Source organism: Flavobacterium sp. KS-LB2, assembly GCF_036895565.1.
Lineage (GTDB): Bacteria > Bacteroidota > Bacteroidia > Flavobacteriales > Flavobacteriaceae > Flavobacterium.
In genome coordinates this window covers 789,337-806,848 of record NZ_CP145904.1, presented here as the reverse complement: position 1 = coordinate 806,848, position 17,512 = coordinate 789,337, and the positions used below count along the sequence as shown (strand labels likewise).

The window sequence follows — 17,512 nt, the reverse complement described above, 5'->3', positions numbered from 1 at the left end:
AAAAAAAAGGAATAAAAAATAACGACAACTTGATTCATTTTTTCATTGCAAATAATACCACTACAATAAACTTTATTTTACTTCTGTAAAAGTCACGGGTTATTCCATGTCCAATTTACAAAACCATTAATTGTTTGATTAAAAAGTGTGCCTATTATGAAAAAAAAATACTTCCAATTCCATATAAAATTATTTCTAGCATTCATAAATTCGAAAATGCCTATTCTGATTTTTTTAATTGTTTTTCTAATCAGCATGGATAGTTTTGCTCAATCAATTTCAAATTTCAATCCAATTAATGCGTGTACCAATTCAAGTGCTTCAGTTATTATAACTGGAAATAATTTTACAGGAGCGACTGCAGTTACCTTTAATGGCATTGCGGCAAGTTCTTTTACTATTGATAATGATACTCAAATAACTGCAATAGTAAGCGTAAGTGCAACTACTGGATTTATTTCAGTAATTACTCCATTAGGAACAGCTACCAGTACAGGTATTTTTACAGTAGATTCCTTACCAATTGCAACTGCCGGTGGATCACAAACTATTTGTTCAAATGCTACTGCAACCGTAAGTGGTGCTTCTGCTTCAAACGGAACCATTTCTTGGACCGAAAATGGCGCAGGAACCATTACTACAGGAGCCACAACGCTGACTCCAACTTACACTCCAACTGCAGCCGATGCTGGAAATTCGGTTACTTTAACAATGACCGTAACCAGTAACAATACGTGTGCACCACAAACTCAAACAGCAACTTATACCGTAATTGTTAATCCATTGCCAATTGCGACTGCCGGTGGATCACAAACTATTTGTTCAAATGCTACTGCAACAGTAAGTGGTGCTTCTGCTTCAAACGGAACCATTTCTTGGACCGAAAATGGCGCGGGAACCATCACTGCAGGAGCCACAACGCTGACCCCAACTTATACTCCAACTATAGCCGATGCTGGAAATTCGGTTACTTTAACAATGACCGTAACCAGTAACAATGCGTGTGCACCACAAACTCAAACAGCAACTTATACCGTAATTGTTAATCCATTACCAATTGCAACTGCCGGTGGATCACAAACTATTTGTTCAAATGCTACTGCAACCGTAAGTGGTGCTTCTGCTTTAAACGGAACCATTTCTTGGACCGAAAATGGCGCGGGAACCATCACTGCAGGAGCCACAACACTGACCCCAACTTACACTCCAATTGCAGCCGATGCTGGAAATTCGGTTACTTTAACAATGACCGTAACCAGTAACAATGCGTGTGCACCACAAACTCAAACAGCAACTTATACCGTAATTGTTAATCCATTACCAATTGCGACTGCCGGTGGATCACAAACTATTTGTTCAAATGCTACTGCAACCGTAAGTGGTGCTTCTGCATCAAACGGAACCATTTCTTGGACCGAAAATGGCGCGGGAACCATCACTGCAGGAGCCACAACGCTGACTCCAACTTACACTCCAACTGCAGCCGATGCTGGAAATTCGGTTACTTTAACAATGACCGTAACCAGTAACAATGCGTGTGCACCACAAACTCAAACAGCAACTTATACCGTAATTGTTAATCCATTGCCTACTGTATCCATTGCAGTCAGTCCAGGAAACAATATCTGTACAGGTACCTCAGTTACTTTTACAGCTACTCCAGTTAATGGTGGAGCTACTCCTTCTTATCAATGGAAAGTAAATGGTATAAACGTTGGAACCAATATTCCAACATTTACTTCCACATCTCTTATGAATACAGATAAAGTAACCGTTGTGCTAACTTCAAGTACTGCTTGCACTTCTCCAGTTACCAGTAATTTAATTACAATGACTGTAAATGATGTTGTTGTACCATCTGTTAGCATATCGGCTTCCGCTACAACAATTTGCCCAGGCAACTCAATAACTTTTTCTGCTTTGGCAACAAATGGAGGTACAACTCCTTCTTATCAATGGATGATTAATGGTATTAATACTGGCACAAATAGTCCTAGCTTTTCTACTTCATTATTTGCTGATGGTGATATAGTAACTGTTAGACTAACATCAAATGCTATTTGCGTATCGCCAATAACTGATATAAGCAACAGTATTCCAATTACAGTTAATCCGGCAACACCAGCAACTCCTGGAGTAATCTCAGGAACATCAACGGTGTGTCCTGGCATTACCGGATTAACGTATAGCGTTGTTGCAGTAACCAACGCAACAAGTTATACTTGGTCAATTCCAACTGGATGGTCAATAACTGCAGGTGCAGGAACAAATTCTATTACCGTGACATCTGGGAGCGCAGGGCAGAATGGAAACATAAGTGTTACCGCTGGAAATAGTTGCGGTACAAGTGCTTCTGCCTCTTTAGCAGTTACTGTAAGTCCAGCAACGCCAGCAACGCCAGGAACAATAACGGGAACTGTTACACAATGTCCCGCATTAACAGGACAAATATATAGTATAACAGCAGTTCCAAATACTACAACTTATACTTGGACAGTTCCAACAGGATGGTCAATTACAGCAGGTGCAGGGACAAATTCAATAACAGTCACATCTGGTAATACAGGTCAAAACGGAAACATTAGCGTCACTGCAACAAATAGCTGTGGAACAAGTTCAGCAAGAACTTTGGCTGTAACTGTAAGTCCAGCAACACCAGCAACACCAGGAGTAATAATCGGAACTGGAACACAATGTCCGGCATTAACAGGGCAAACTTATAGTATTGCTGCTGTTGCAAATGCTACAACGTATAACTGGACAGTACCAACTGGATGGTCTATAACTGCAGGTACAGGAACAAATTCTATTACTGTAACATCAGGTAGTACAGGCCAAAATGGAACTATTAGTGTTACTGCAACAAACAGTTGTGGAACGAGTTCAGCTAGTTCTCTTGGAGTAACCGTAAGTCCGGCAATACCAGTAACACCAGGATTAATTGCTGGAACACCGACTGTATGTCCGGCAATTATTGAATTAACATATAGCATAACAGCAGTTACTAATGCTACAAGTTATACTTGGACAGTTCCAACTGGATGGTCAATTACTGCAGGCACAGGAACAAATTCAATCACTGTAACATCCGGTAATACGGGCCAGAATGGAATTATCAGCGTTACTGCAACAAATAGCTGTGGAACAAGTTCAGCAAGAACTTTGGCTGTAACCGTAAGTCCAGCAACACCGGCAACACCAGGAGCAATATCAGGAACTGTTACACAATGTCCTGCATTAACAGGACAAACATATAGTATAGCTGCTGTTGCAAATGCTTCATCGTATACTTGGACAGTACCAACTGGATGGTCAATAACGGCAGGCGCAGGAACTAATTCAATAACAGTAACATCAGGGAATGCTGGCCAAAATGGAACTATTAGTGTTACTGCAGCAAATACCTGCGGTACAAGTTCTGCCAGTGCTCTAGCGGTAACTGTAAGCCCCGCAACACCCGCAACACCAGGAGTGATTTCTGGCACAACTCCAGTGTGTCCTGCAATTACTGGATTAGTATATAGTATAACCGCAGTTCCAAATGCTTCAACTTATACTTGGATCGTTCCAACTGGATGGTCAATAACAGCTGGTGCAGGAACTAATTCAATAACGGTAACATCAGGTAGTGCTGGTCAAAACGGAACTATTTCTGTTACAGCAACAAATAGTTGCGGAACTAGCGCTGCTAGAACTTTGGCAGTAACAGTTAGCCCTGGAACACCCGGAACACCCGGAACAATAAGTGGCTCTGCTGAACAATGCATAAGCAGAGCAGGACTTATTTATAGTATATCCGCTGTTGCAAATGCTACATCATATACTTGGACTCTACCGTCAGGTTGGAATATTACGTCAGGTGTAAATACAAATGCCATTACAGTTTCAACTTCAGGAACAGCAGTAGCTGGAAATATTACGGTAACTGCCAATAATTCGTGCGGAACAAGTGGTGCGCAAACTTTTGCAGTGACAGTAAACACTGGAATTCCTACAACTCCTGGTATTATTAATGGAGTGACCGTAATATGTCCAACTAAAACACTAACTTACTCCATAGCCACTGTTTCAAATACTAGCAGTTATGTTTGGACTGTACCAACAAACTGGTCCATAATTAATGGCCAAGGAACGACTTCGATAATAGTACAGATACCAAATAATGCATCAAGTGGTTTTGTATCAGTAATTGCTAGTAATATTTGTGGAAATAGCCCTCCAAGTACCCTTCAAGTAGATGTCAATAGTAATGGAGGAGTATTTGCGGGACCTGACCAAACAATTTGTTCAGGAACAACGTCAATAACTCTAGCTGGTTCAGTTAGTGGTGTAATTAACAACCAAACGGAATGGGATTGGGTAGTAACTTCTGGAAGTATTAATTCGCCTAATTCATTGACGAGCATTTATACTCTTCCTCCAGGTTTCACTTCTGGAAATATTACAATCAAAATTATTAGCAATCAAACAACAGTTGATTGCCCGGTAGTATCAGATGAAATGATAATAACCGTTCTTCCTCTACCTACAGCTAACATTAGTGTAACTGGATCAAATTCAATTTGTAATGGTTCTACATCTACTATAACATTCACAGCAACCCCAAATACAACTTTAACCTATACCGTAACTGGGGTTGGAGGCTCATCGACAATAAATATTGGAGCAAGTGGAACAGCTACATTGACAACTCCAGCATTAACTTCGAATACAACCTATACGCTAACAAATGTTTCCTACTCATCAGCTCCTGCATGTAATCAAACTGTTGCAGGAACAGCAACTATTACAGTAAATTCACCTCCAACAGTAAATGCAGGAAGTCCTAATGTAGTTTGCCAATCTCCATCACCTTCACCCATTACATTATCCGGAGCAACCCTTGGCGGAGGAGCCACAACTGGTGCATGGTCTATAACTTCAGGTGGCGGATTATTAAGTAGTACAGCACAAACCGCAACTCCCTCAACCGTTACCTATACTCCTGCTGCAAATTTCAGCGGAACAGTTATCTTAACTCTTACCACAAATGCACCAACTGCATGTTCTCCAGTAAGTACAACTAGAACCATCACTATAAATGCAACTCCAACGGTAAATGCTGGAGGAGCTTATATTGTTTGTCAATTAGCTACACCATCAGCCATTACATTAACTGGAGCAACTATTGGTGGCGGAGCTACAACCGGGGCATGGTCTATTACTTCAGGAGGTGGATCATTAAGTAGTACCCTCCAAACCGCAACTCCTGCAACAGTTACCTATACACCTGCCGCTAATTTCAGTGGGATTGTAACATTGACCCTTACCACAAATGCACCAACTGCATGTTCTCCAGTAAGTACAACTAGAACCATCACTATAAATGCTGCTCCAACGGTAAATGCAGGAAGTCCTGATATTGTTTGTCAATCTCCAACACCATCTGCAATTACATTAACTGGTGCAACTGTTGGCGGAGGTGCCACAACTGGAGCATGGTCTATCACGTCTGGTGGAGGAACTTTAAGCAGTACCCTTCAAACTGCTACTCCTGCAACAGTTACCTATACTCCTGCTGCAAATTTTAGCGGAACCGTTACCTTGACTCTTACCACAAATGCACTTACTGCATGTTCTGTTATAAGTACAACTAGAACTATAACTGTCAATGCTACGCCAACTGTGAACGCTGGAGGTCCTAATACTGTTTGCCAATCGGGAACACCATCGGTAATTACACTAATTGGTGCAACCGTTGGTGGTGGAGCTACAACCGGAGCATGGTCTATCACTTCGGGAGGTGGATTATTAAGTAGTACAGCCCAAACTGCGACTCCTGCGACTGTTACTTACACTCCTGCTGCAAATTTCAGCGGTACAGTCACGTTGACTCTTACTACAAATGCTCCAACTGGGTGTTCTGTAATAAGTGCAACTAGAACCATTACTATAAATACCGCTCCAACGGTAAATGCTGGAAGTCCTGATATTGTTTGTCAATCTCCAACACCGTCTGCGATTACATTATCGGGTGCAAGTATTGGTGGCGGAGCTACAACTGGAGCATGGTCTATTACTTCGGGAGGTGGGTCATTGAGCGATACAGCCCAAACGACTACTCCTGCGACTGTTACTTATACTCCCGCGGCAAATTTCAGTGGAACTGTCACTCTTACTCTTACTACAAATGCTCTAAGTGGCTGTTCAGTCATAAGTGCTATAAAAACCATTACTGTAAATGCTGCTCCAACTGTAAATGCCGGAGGAACTGTAACTGTTTGTCAATCAACAATACCGTCTGCGATTACACTTTCTGGTGCAAGTATCGGTGGTGGAGCTACAACCGGAGCATGGTCAATCACTTCCGGAGGAGGGACTTTAAGCAGTACAGCTCAAACGGCAACTCCTGCGGCCATTACTTATACTCCTGCTGCTAATTTCAGTGGAACTGTTACGTTGACACTTACCACAAATGCATTAACCTCCTGTGCAACCGTAAGTGCTACTAGAACCATTACTGTGAATGAAGCTTCAACTGTAAGTGCTGGAATAAATCAAACTATTTGTTCAAACACTACAGCTACAATGTCGGGTTCATTTGGAGGAGGTGCTACATCAGCTACCTGGAGTACAAGTGGAAGCGGTACATTTAATAACAATACGCCAACTGCAATTTACAGTCCAAGTGCAAATGATATTAATTCAGGCACAGTTACTTTAACATACACTACCAACGATCCAATTGGGCCTTGTGGAGCTGTAAATGCCAGTATCATCCTCACCATAAGAAAAGCGGTTGTAATTACTAATCAGCCTTCAAATACAAGTATATGTGCCAGCTTTCCTACGATTCTAAGCGTAGTTGCCACTGGTGACAACTTAACTTATCAATGGTACAAGGGTATTGCTCCTAGTGGTATCGCAATAGTTAATTCAGCTAATATTTCCGGTGCACAATCTGCAAATCTTAATTTTAACCAAGCAAGTTTAAGTGATGATGGTAGTTATTATGTAGTTATTAACGGAGCATCTCCTTGTGCTGCAGTTACTTCTGCACAAAGAACATTGAATGTAGATCAAGCGATTATAGTATCTTCTCAACCTGTTTCACAATCACTATGCAATGGTTCTAATGTTACATTTACTGTAGTTGCTGATGCAAACGGAGATCCTTTATCGTATCAATGGAGAAAAAATGGTTCAAATATTATTGGACAAACAGCTTCAACTTTAACAATCAATTCTATTGCGTCAGCAGATGCTGCAAACTACGATGTGGTAATTTCAGGGCCAGCCGGTTATACATGCTCCTCTGTACAATCAGCAATAGCAACATTAATGGTAACACAAATTCCGACAGTATCAATTAGTTATACAGGAAATCCATTTTGTAAAAATAATACCGTTGCTCAACCTGTAACAAGAATAGGAACAAATGCCTTCACTGGAGGTACTTACTCCTACTCAGTTGTTTCTGGCGGACCAACATTAAGTTTAGATACCTCAACTGGAGCAATAACTCCTAGTACAACTAGCGCAGGTACTTATACTATAACATATACAACCCCTGTTACTGGAATTTGTGCGCCTGTAACGGCGACTACAACAGTTACCATAACTCCAATTCCAACGGCAACTATCAGTTATACCGGAACTCCTTTTTGTAATTCATTAAGTAGTGCTCAAGCGGTAAATTTAAGTGGCACAAATGCCTATACGGGAGGAACATTTTCTGCTCCAAGTGGATTATCAATTAACGCAACTACTGGAGCAATTACACCAAGCACTAGCACCTCAGGAACGTATACCATAACATATACTGGTCCTACCACTGGAGGTTGTGCGCCTGCTTCAGCAACTACAAGCGTTACAATTACTCCAATTCCTACGGCAACAATCAGCTACGCAGGAACTCCTTTTTGCAATTCATTAGGTAGCGCCCAAGCAGTAAATTTAATGGGAACAAATGCCTATACAGGAGGAACATTTTCTGCACCGAGTGGATTAACAATTAATACAACTACTGGAGCAATAACACCTAGTACGAGTACTCCAGGAACGTATACCGTAACGTATACAGGCCCAATTACTGGAGGATGTGCAGCTGTTTCTACAACTACAAGTGTTACGATTAGTCCAATTCCTACTGCATCTATTAGCTACTCAGGAAATCCTTTTTGTAATTCAATAAGTAGCCCCCAAGCAGTAAATTTAACTGGAACAAATGCCTACACTGGAGGAACTTATTCTGCTCCAAGTGGACTAACAATTAATGCGACTACAGGAGCAATAACACCTAATACTAGTACTCCAGGCACTTATACTGTAACCTATCGAATTCCAGCTTCTGGAGGTTGCGCTATCATAGCTATAACTACATCGGTTACTATTAATCCGCTTCCTATTGCTACGTTCAATTATGGTTCCGCAACTTTTTGTAAGAGTGCTACGAATCCATTGTTAACTTTTACGGGAGGTGGAGTTGCAGGAGTATTTAGCTCAACACCTGCAGGATTGTCTATTAATTCATCAACAGGGGCTATTAATTTGGCATCAAGTACCGCAGGAACCTATACTATCACTAACACCATTGCAGCTGCTGGTGGTTGTATAGCAGTTACGCACTCTCAATCATTAACTATAAACCCTATAACTATTGGCGGTTCTATAACTGGTTTTTTCAGCACTACTCCAACTATAATAAGCAATTTAATAACTGCTTGTCATTTAGGCAGCGGTACGCTTAATTTAAGTGGATTTGTTGGAAATATTTTACGATGGGAATACACTACTAATGGTGGTGTAACGTGGTTTCCTATTACCAATACAAGTACTACGAATAATTTTACGAATATCAGTCAAACAACATTATACAGAGCTGTAATTGAAAGTGGTGCTTGCGGTCTTGCATATTCAGCCTTAGCCTATGTAAATGTAATCCCACCAAATATTAAACCAGATCCAGTATCAGCATCGCCTTCAACTTTATGCTTAGGAAGTTCTTCTTTATTTACATCTCAAAGTAGTTATGGAACAGGACAATTCTTGCAAGGTGGTGATTTTCAAACAGGACAATTGAATACACAAGATCCTAGAGGTTGGTTAGTGGATGGTTCACCTGGAGGGTATACCGCATCAGCCAATAATACGAATTCTAACCATTGGGCAGGTACAAATCCGCAACCTTTTCCTGGTGGAACAATTTATGATTCCGGTGATCCAAAATTTGCAATTGCTAATGGTCCGTTAACCTCAACCTTACAAACTCCAATATTTAATTCATTAGGGTTAGCCACTTTTTCATTTGGATTTGATCAAGCCTATAAGATATTTGCAGGAGATCGTATTCGCATTGAACTTTCGCTGGACGGCGGAGCGAGCTATACCGTTACTTTACAAAATATTACCGGACCAGCTCAAACTACTTTGTTTAATCCTTTTGCGAACAATAATACTTCCTTCGATTTACAAAATTATATTGGACAAACACAGTTAAGAGTAAAATTCACGTTTATAGGAGCAAATACAAATAGTGCTTGGGCATTGGATAATTTTAAATTCCCTGATGCTCCACCAAATCAAACAATCGAATGGACTGATGAAGATGGAAATATTATTTCAACAATTAATACAGTGAATATAACTCCTGTTTCACCTGGAGTCCAAGTGTATGGTGTAACTAGTTTAATTAATGGATGTAGAAGCTCCGGAATACAAGGAACTGAATTTGTAACCGTTAATGTAAATTTTGCATATGCAGGTAAAGATATTGCAGTAACAGCAGCTGATTGCGGCACTAATTCTGTCGTTCTCAATGCATACGACAATAGGCTTTCTGCTGCTCAAAATATTGCAAAAGGAGCTTGGGATAACAATTATGTAACCGATACTGCCATAGGTACTGGTGCAACTGGAAAATGGACTATTAAATCCAGCACCGCAATAAGTCCTTGCAATACTGCTGCCTTTTTACCAAATGATACCGATCCTAATGCTACGTTTACTGGTGGTGCTGGTACTTATGTTTTAACTTGGACATCGGCTGGTTGTTCTGATGATGTTAGTGTCGTTTTTACTGATTGTTCTACCATTAATTTTGACGGGGCAAATGATCATATAACCTTTAAAGATAACTATAATTTTACTGCTCCATTTAGTATTGAAGTTTGGTTAAAACCTAATTCAGTAACTGGAACACAAACCATCTTTTCTAAACGCGATTCTAATAATCTGGCTACAGGTTATGATTTGAAATTGATAGGAGACAAAATTTCTTTCAATTGGAATGGAGCTGGAACAGTTGTTTCTAATTATGCAGTTAGTACAAATAGATGGTATCATATTGCGGTTACTTTAAACGGTACAACCTATAGACTGTATATTGATGGTATCGAGGTAAAAAATGCTGCAGGCACAATACCAACTACCAATAATTTTGATTGTATCTTAGGAGCGATGAATAAATCTGGAAGCCAACCTATAAGCTATTTTAATGGATGGATGGATGAGCTCCGAATTTGGAATAAAGCATTGACTCCCGAACAGTTGCACCAAATTATGAACCAAGAAATTAAAAGTAACGGAGCTGCAGTTACCGGAGTAGTTGTACCTATAGATGTGAATGGATTGTCCTGGACAACAGATTTGTTAGGCTATTACCAAATGAGTTCCATTAGTTGTGGTTATCTCAATCCAACAAAAGGAACTGCAATAGGTAAATTGAGAAATATTACTAGCACTCAACAACAAACCGCTCCAATACCATATACTTCGAGAGTTAATGGTCAAGATTGGACTACTGATACTACTTGGACCCATTTTAATGTTTGGGATACACCAAATAGCTTAGGAGTCGACAATAATACTCCGATTGATTGGAATATTGTACAAATTGCACACAACATTAATTCCGGAAATAAAGATATTACAGTATTAGGATTATTATCAACTGCTGGAAAATTAACAATGGCTGATCCTACTGTAACTACTCCAATAGAAAATAATGACGGGCAAGGCTTATGGGTTACCCTTTATTTATTATTGAATGGTAATATTGATCTTGTAGGAGAATCGCAACTCGTTCAAAAAAGATATACAGCAACTCAATACAATGAAAGTATTTTAGATGAAAGTAGTACTGGATATATTGAGCGAGACCAACAAGGCCAAAAAAATAGTTTCAATTACAACTATTGGTCATCGCCAGTAAGCATTCAAGGAAACTCAAATAATTCCCCTTTTGCCATTTCAAACGTTTTAAAAGACGGGACAAATTCATTAAGTCCTAGTACTATTGATTTTAACGATGGTCCCTATTATGCAGATACAGCAATTTCAAATCCCATAAAAATAAGTAACCGATGGATATGGTCCTACAATTCACAAACACTAAATTCTAATACAGACTTAGATGATTATTACCAATGGAAATATGTTGGCAGTACCAGTTTGATCAAAACAGGAGAAGGATATACAATGAAAGGAACTGGTGGTAGTGCAGCAATCACAGCCCTCCAAAACTATGTCTTCATAGGGAAACCTAATTCTGGGACTATTACATTAACAATACCTTATGACCAAACGTATTTGGTAGGAAATCCATATCCATCAGCAATGGACGCCAACTCATTCATAAGAGACAACTTAAAAGATTGTTCAGGATGTACAAATACTGTAAATGTATTTAATGGAGCACTTTATTTTTGGGATCATTTTGGATTGTCAAATAATCACTACTTAGCTGAATATGAGGGCGGTTACGCAACCTATACCTTGATGGGAGGAGTTGCAGGAATTGCTGATAGCCCTTTGACTGCTACTGGAGCTGGTACCAAAGTGCCACAACGATATATTCCCGTAGGACAAGGATTTTTTGTTGATGCTTATCTTGATTCTGAATTAACAGGGCCTGAAATTCCAGCTTCGGTTACTGGTGGTACATTATTTTTTAAAAATAGCCAACGAGTATTTGTCAAAGAAGGTCCAGCAAACTCTGTCTTCATGAAAACAACTGGAACAACTAAATCAAGTTCAAAAAATTCAGATGCAATAACAGAAACGAGACCAAAAATCAGACTCGGTTTTAACTCTTCAGTTGGCGCACATAGACAACTATTGTTGGGAGCTGACAGCAACACTACTGCAAAGTTTGATATTGGTTATGATGCTCCAATGTTTGATTTAAGTGTAGACGATATGTTTTGGGAAATTAATGCTGTTGAATATGTGATACAAGCCATTACCAATTTTAATGAAAATCAAGTAATTCCTGTTGGGATTACTGTTGGGAATGAAGGTAAAATCACCATCAAAATTGATGCACTAGAAAATGTACCTGAAACTACCGGAATTTATATTTATGATAATGTAACAGGCATTTATCATGACATTCGTACTAGTGATTTCACAATTTCATTAGCCGTAGGCGAATATAGAAACCGTTTCACACTTCAATTCACAAATAAAACGCTTGATGTTGATGAGGCTAATTTAAATGATGGACTTATAGTTTTATATTCCAATAATTATAAAGTCTTAATTATTCAAAATAAAAAGCTTGATTCAACAGTAAATGAGGTACGCTTGTTTAATTTATTAGGACAAGATGTGGCAAATTGGGATGTAAAAAATGAAAATCAAACGAGAATTCAAATTCCAATCAGAAATGTTAGTTCAGGCATTTACATTGTAAAACTAAAAACCTCAAAAGGAGCGTATAGCAAAAAAATAATTATCAAATAAAAGTATGCTATCAATACTAGCATTCGATTCAATTAAGTAAAAATTAATCTGAATTTTATTTAATTGATTTAAATTAATATTTATATTTGGGTTATAAACTTGAATGTACATCCAAAGCAAAAAGACAAACCATTTAAAATCATAAAAATGAAAAAGATAATAGCCTGTATTGCAATTGCATTACTAACTGTAAATCTTAGTGCGCAAGAAAGTAAAACTGCCACCAAAGAAAAAGCTAAAAAAGAATCTTGTTGTTCAAAAAAAGGTTCAAAATCAAAAGCTATGAGTGCAGATGAAGTGGCTCAGTGCAAAGTAAAATGCAAAGCAGAAGGAAAAAAATGTGATGCTGGATCAGGTAAAAAGTGCTAGACTAACCGATTCCCATTATAAATTAACATACAAAATGCCTCTTAATTCAGAGGCATTTTTCTATTTTTATATATAAATACTTTTTATTTAACTCTTACGCTCCATTCAAAATCCATTTCGGATACTTGAACCCCTTTTTCATCTTTTCCAATAGACTTCATCCAGAACGTTTGCCCTTCTCCAGTAGCCACTGTCTGCTGAATCGCTTGTTCAATTAAATGTCCATCATTACAAGTAAAAGTGATTCTTCCTGTAGCCTTTTTGGTGAAATTTCCTTTGTTATTAGCTACAAGCATTGAAATTTTCCTACCACTTTTTTGAATCTGAAACATTACTAAAGCTCCAGTAGAAAGCTCAGCAGCCATCGCTTGTACTGCAAAATACATTGAATTAAACGGATTTTGATTAATCCAACGGTGTTTTACGGATACCACACATTTGTTTTCATCAATTGCTGCAACACGCACACCACATATAAATGCTGATGGTAATTTAAACAAGAGAAATTTATTAAGTTTTGATGCTGTAAGTTTCATAGGTAACAAATATTGGTTGTAATAAAAATTGAGTCGTATCATAATTCGCTCCTTTTTGAGAGTTTGAATACTGACATGCTCATTATCATTGGGTTTTTTGCTAATGTACAAAAAAATACTATGCGTGCCTATTAAATCAATATGTTAATTTTTTGTTAATATATGGTACTATGCGAAACAAGATACTGTCTTTTAGCTATATATTTGCATAAGAAATTACTAGGTACAAATAAAGAAGCCTTTTGAAATCTCAATCAATCACTAATTAAAAAAAGAATCAAAATGGAAACCACAACTGAAAAAAATATCGCAACATTTACACATTTGAGTGCATTAACTCAATATTTTATTCCTTTTGGAAATTATATTTTTCCAATAATACTTTGGACTTCAAAAAAAGAAAGTTCTGAATTTGTTGATCACCACGGAAAGCAGATACTTAATTTTCAGTTAAGTTTATTAATGTATTCTTTAGTGCTTGTCCTCATTGCAGTTCCAACGTTTTTAATTACACTTTTTAAAAACATTCCTTTTGAAGCTGTAATAAATGACCACGATTTTGTTTTTAGAAATTTTAACTTTGAAGGAAACATTGGAATGTTAACAGTAGGTTTAGTGGCTCTTTTGCTTATTGGTATTTTAAAAATAGCTGAATTCTTTTTAATCATTTATGCTTCCATCAAAACATCAAATGGAGAAAATTACCAATATCCAATAACGATTCCTTTTATAAAATAATCGCTCTCATCAAGCAAACTCGCGAGCCCTGATTGCAACGGCATCCTTTACTTGCTTGCTGCCAAGCAAGTAAAGATAAAGTGGAAAGCAGGAATAAGCTCCAAAAAAAAGTGCCAAGCAATACGAGATTGCTCGGTTTCTTACAATGACAAATCAATCATCAATCAAAAAATGAACCATTTAATCAACACAAAATCAAAATCAAAAAATTATGAACATTGAAAACACAAAAGCCCAGATGCGTAAAGGTGTTCTCGAGTTTTGTATCTTATCTGTATTAAAAGAAAAAGATGCCTACACATCGGAAATATTAGACACTTTGAAAAACGCAAAATTGTTAGTCGTGGAGGGAACTATTTACCCGCTGCTAACCCGATTAAAAAATGATGGATTACTCAACTACCGTTGGGAAGAGTCAACATCAGGACCACCAAGAAAATATTACGGTCTAACCGAAATAGGACAAACATTTTTAAAAGAACTTAGTGGCACTTGGACTGAATTATCCGATGCCGTAAACCTTATAACCAACCAAAAACAATAGTCATGAACAAAACTGTAAATATAAATCTAGGCGGAATGTTCTTTCATATAGATGAAGATGCATACCAAAAATTAACTCGATATTTTGATGCCATAAAACGTTCTTTATCCAATTCATCTGGACATGATGAAATCATAAAAGATATTGAAATGCGCGTTTCTGAATTATTGAATGAGAAACAAATAAGTGACAAACATGTTGTAGGCTTGAAAGATGTAGATGAGGTTATTGCCGTAATGGGACAACCGGAAGATTACATCATTGAAGATGAATTGAAAGGTTCTCAAACATTTAGTGATAGTAGTTCAAACAGAAGAACAAAAAAATTATACCGTGATAAAGAAAAAGGTATGATAGGTGGTGTTGCTGCTGGATTAGGTCATTATTTTGGAATAGATGCAGTATGGATCCGTATCGTTTTAATACTATTAGTTTTTGCTGGATTTGGAACTGGAATTTTAGCGTATATCATTCTTTGGATTGTAACTCCTGAAGCTGTTACCACATCCGAAAAACTAGAAATGACTGGAGAACCCGTAACCATTTCGAATATCGAAAAAAAAGTAAGAGAAGAATTTGAAAATGTTTCTGATAAATTCAAAAACGTAGATTATGATAAATATGGCAATCAAATAAAAACGGGTGCTGGAAAAATAGGAAGCTCTTTTGGTGATTTTATCATGACTGTTTTCAAAATTTTCGCAAAGTTTTTAGGTGTGATTTTAATCATCACAGGTATTGCAACATTAGTTTCTTTACTAATTGCCGTTTTCACTTTAGGTTCTTCAGATTTTATTGATGTGCCATGGCAAAGTTTCATTGAAGCAGGAAATTTTACAGACTACCCAATTTGGTCTTTTGGTCTATTAATGTTCTTTGCAGTTGGAATTCCGTTCTTTTTCTTGACACTTTTAGGATTCAAATTATTGTCTCCAAGCATGAAATCAATTGGAAACATTGCTAAATATACTTTATTGGCACTTTGGATTATTGCTATTGCGATATTAATTTCCATAGGAATAAAACAAGCATCAGAAGTGGCTTATGAAGGAAAAACAGTTCAGAAAGAAACGATTAATGTATTACCAAATGACACTTTGTTTGTAAAATTTAAATACAATGAGTATTATACAAAAGACATTGATGATAGAGAAAGTTTCAAATTTGTTCAGGATTCAGCTAATACGCAATTGATCTATTCCAATAATGTAAGTATAGAAATTTTACGTACAGATGAAAAATTACCTTTCATTCAAATTGAAAAAATAGCTAGAGGTAAATCATTTCAAGACGCAAAACGAAGAGCAGAGAAAATAAAATATGCTATCAAAATTGAAGGAAATCAGTTGATTTTAGACAATTATTTATTGACTGAAGTTGCCAATAAATTTCGTGATCAAGAAGTAGAAATATTTTTATACGTACCAGAAGGAATACTATTAAAACCAGATTCTTCAGTACAAAATTACGATAGATCTGACGATTCATTTTTCAATTTACACTACAGTTCAGACAATTACATTTACAAAGTAGAAAAATCTCAAATAAAATGTTTAAATTGTCCTGCAGATGAAGACGAATATAATGATGTTAATGAAAATGAGAACAGTGACAGCGTTGAAGTAAATATTACTGGAAAAGCAACAGAAAATGACAGTATAACAACCACAACTGTAAAAGTAAATGGTGAAACGGTAACAGTGAATGAAGCTGGAACAAAAAAAGGCTTATCCGTAAGCAAAAACGGCATAATCATTAAAAATTAAAGCTATGTTAAAAATCATCACATTAATTACAAAGTTTATTTTGGTTGCTTTAACTGCCTTACTATTCGCATCCTGCAACCATTCCATCAACTTTCAATCCATTGAAGGAAGCGGCAATGTCACCACCGAAAGAAGAAATGTGGAAGGTGATTTCAAAAGTATAGAAGTTAGTAATGCCATCGATCTCGTGATAGAGCAATCAGACGTAACTGAAGTAGTAGTTGAGGCTGATGATAATTTGCAAAAACACATCATTACCAAAGTTGAAAACGGCACACTCGTTATTTCTTGCGATAAAAATTCTTTCATCAATATGAAATCAAAGAAAGTAATCGTAAAAATGCCCGTTATTGAACAATTAGAAGCCAATAGCAGTGCATCAATAACAAGTGTAAATACTATAAAAGGAGAGAATATTAGCCTAAACACTTCTAGTGATGGTGCTATTAACCTAAATATAGAATCCGATGATATTACATGTGATTCTAGTAGTGGAAGCAGTATTACAATTGATGGAATAGCACTGAAAATTAAAACAAGTGCATCAAGTGGAAGTGAAATTGACGCCAAAAACGTATTAGCAAATGAAGTAAATGCTGAAGCCTCCAGTGGAGCATCTATAAGCATTCACCCCATTGTAAGTTTAAATGCTGAAGCTTCCAGCGGAGGTAGCATTAGTTATAATAAGGTTCCAAAATCAATTCGAAAAGAAACCAATTCAGGAGGAAGCATTCATCAAGAATAACAAATCACTCGTAGTCTCAAAAAAACATCCATAGTTCGTGGATGTTTTTTTTTAGGACTGAAACCATTTATATATAAATTCATTTAACTAA

General features: G+C 37.3%; 7 protein-coding genes. 6 read left to right on the top strand and 1 reads right to left on the bottom strand.

Annotated elements, in window-relative coordinates:
* Positions 1-156 precede the first annotated feature (156 nt).
* A complete protein-coding gene (locus tag V5J73_RS03495; protein WP_338647663.1) occupies positions 157-12,723 on the top strand; it encodes a T9SS type A sorting domain-containing protein in 12,567 nt (4,188 codons plus the stop codon).
* A 147-nt stretch (positions 12,724-12,870) separates the two neighbouring features.
* The gene (locus V5J73_RS03490; protein WP_338647662.1) at positions 12,871-13,092 is read left to right on the top strand and encodes a hypothetical protein; all 222 of its coding nucleotides are present in this window, start codon (positions 12,871-12,873) and stop codon (positions 13,090-13,092) included.
* Positions 13,093-13,175: 83 nt separating this feature from the next.
* Here the strand turns inward: V5J73_RS03490 and V5J73_RS03485 are convergent, their stop codons facing one another.
* Complete coding sequence (locus V5J73_RS03485) at positions 13,176-13,628, bottom strand: DUF4442 domain-containing protein (protein WP_338647661.1); 453 nt, start codon at positions 13,626-13,628, stop codon at positions 13,176-13,178.
* 282 nt (positions 13,629-13,910) lie between these two features.
* Here V5J73_RS03485 and V5J73_RS03480 point away from each other — a divergent pair, with 282 nt between their 5' ends.
* The 4 genes from V5J73_RS03480 to V5J73_RS03465 all read left to right on the top strand — a co-directional run bounded on the left by V5J73_RS03480 (position 13,911) and on the right by V5J73_RS03465 (position 17,421).
* Positions 13,911-14,366 (top strand): DUF4870 domain-containing protein, encoded by a 456-nt coding sequence (locus V5J73_RS03480; protein WP_338647658.1) that lies wholly within the window; start codon positions 13,911-13,913, stop codon positions 14,364-14,366.
* 211 nt (positions 14,367-14,577) lie between these two features.
* Positions 14,578-14,910, top strand: coding sequence for a PadR family transcriptional regulator (locus V5J73_RS03475; protein ID WP_099713267.1), 333 nt, complete (start codon positions 14,578-14,580; stop codon positions 14,908-14,910).
* A 2-nt stretch (positions 14,911-14,912) separates the two neighbouring features.
* Positions 14,913-16,676 carry a PspC domain-containing protein gene (locus tag V5J73_RS03470; RefSeq protein ID WP_338647657.1) on the top strand — a complete coding sequence of 588 codons (1,764 nt, stop codon included), beginning with the start codon at positions 14,913-14,915 and terminating at the stop codon, positions 16,674-16,676.
* Positions 16,677-16,680: 4 nt separating this feature from the next.
* Positions 16,681-17,421, top strand: coding sequence for a head GIN domain-containing protein (locus V5J73_RS03465; RefSeq protein WP_338647656.1), 741 nt, complete (start codon positions 16,681-16,683; stop codon positions 17,419-17,421).
* Positions 17,422-17,512 lie beyond the last annotated feature (91 nt).

Coding starts and splice junctions, on each gene's coding strand:
- V5J73_RS03485 (WP_338647661.1), bottom strand. CDS start 13,628: ATGAAACTTACAGCATCAAAACTTAATAAATTTCTCTTGTTTAAATTA.
- V5J73_RS03465 (WP_338647656.1), top strand. CDS start 16,681: ATGTTAAAAATCATCACATTAATTACAAAGTTTATTTTGGTTGCTTTA.
- V5J73_RS03490 (WP_338647662.1), top strand. CDS start 12,871: ATGAAAAAGATAATAGCCTGTATTGCAATTGCATTACTAACTGTAAAT.
- V5J73_RS03470 (WP_338647657.1), top strand. CDS start 14,913: ATGAACAAAACTGTAAATATAAATCTAGGCGGAATGTTCTTTCATATA.
- V5J73_RS03480 (WP_338647658.1), top strand. CDS start 13,911: ATGGAAACCACAACTGAAAAAAATATCGCAACATTTACACATTTGAGT.
- V5J73_RS03495 (WP_338647663.1), top strand. CDS start 157: ATGAAAAAAAAATACTTCCAATTCCATATAAAATTATTTCTAGCATTC.
- V5J73_RS03475 (WP_099713267.1), top strand. CDS start 14,578: ATGAACATTGAAAACACAAAAGCCCAGATGCGTAAAGGTGTTCTCGAG.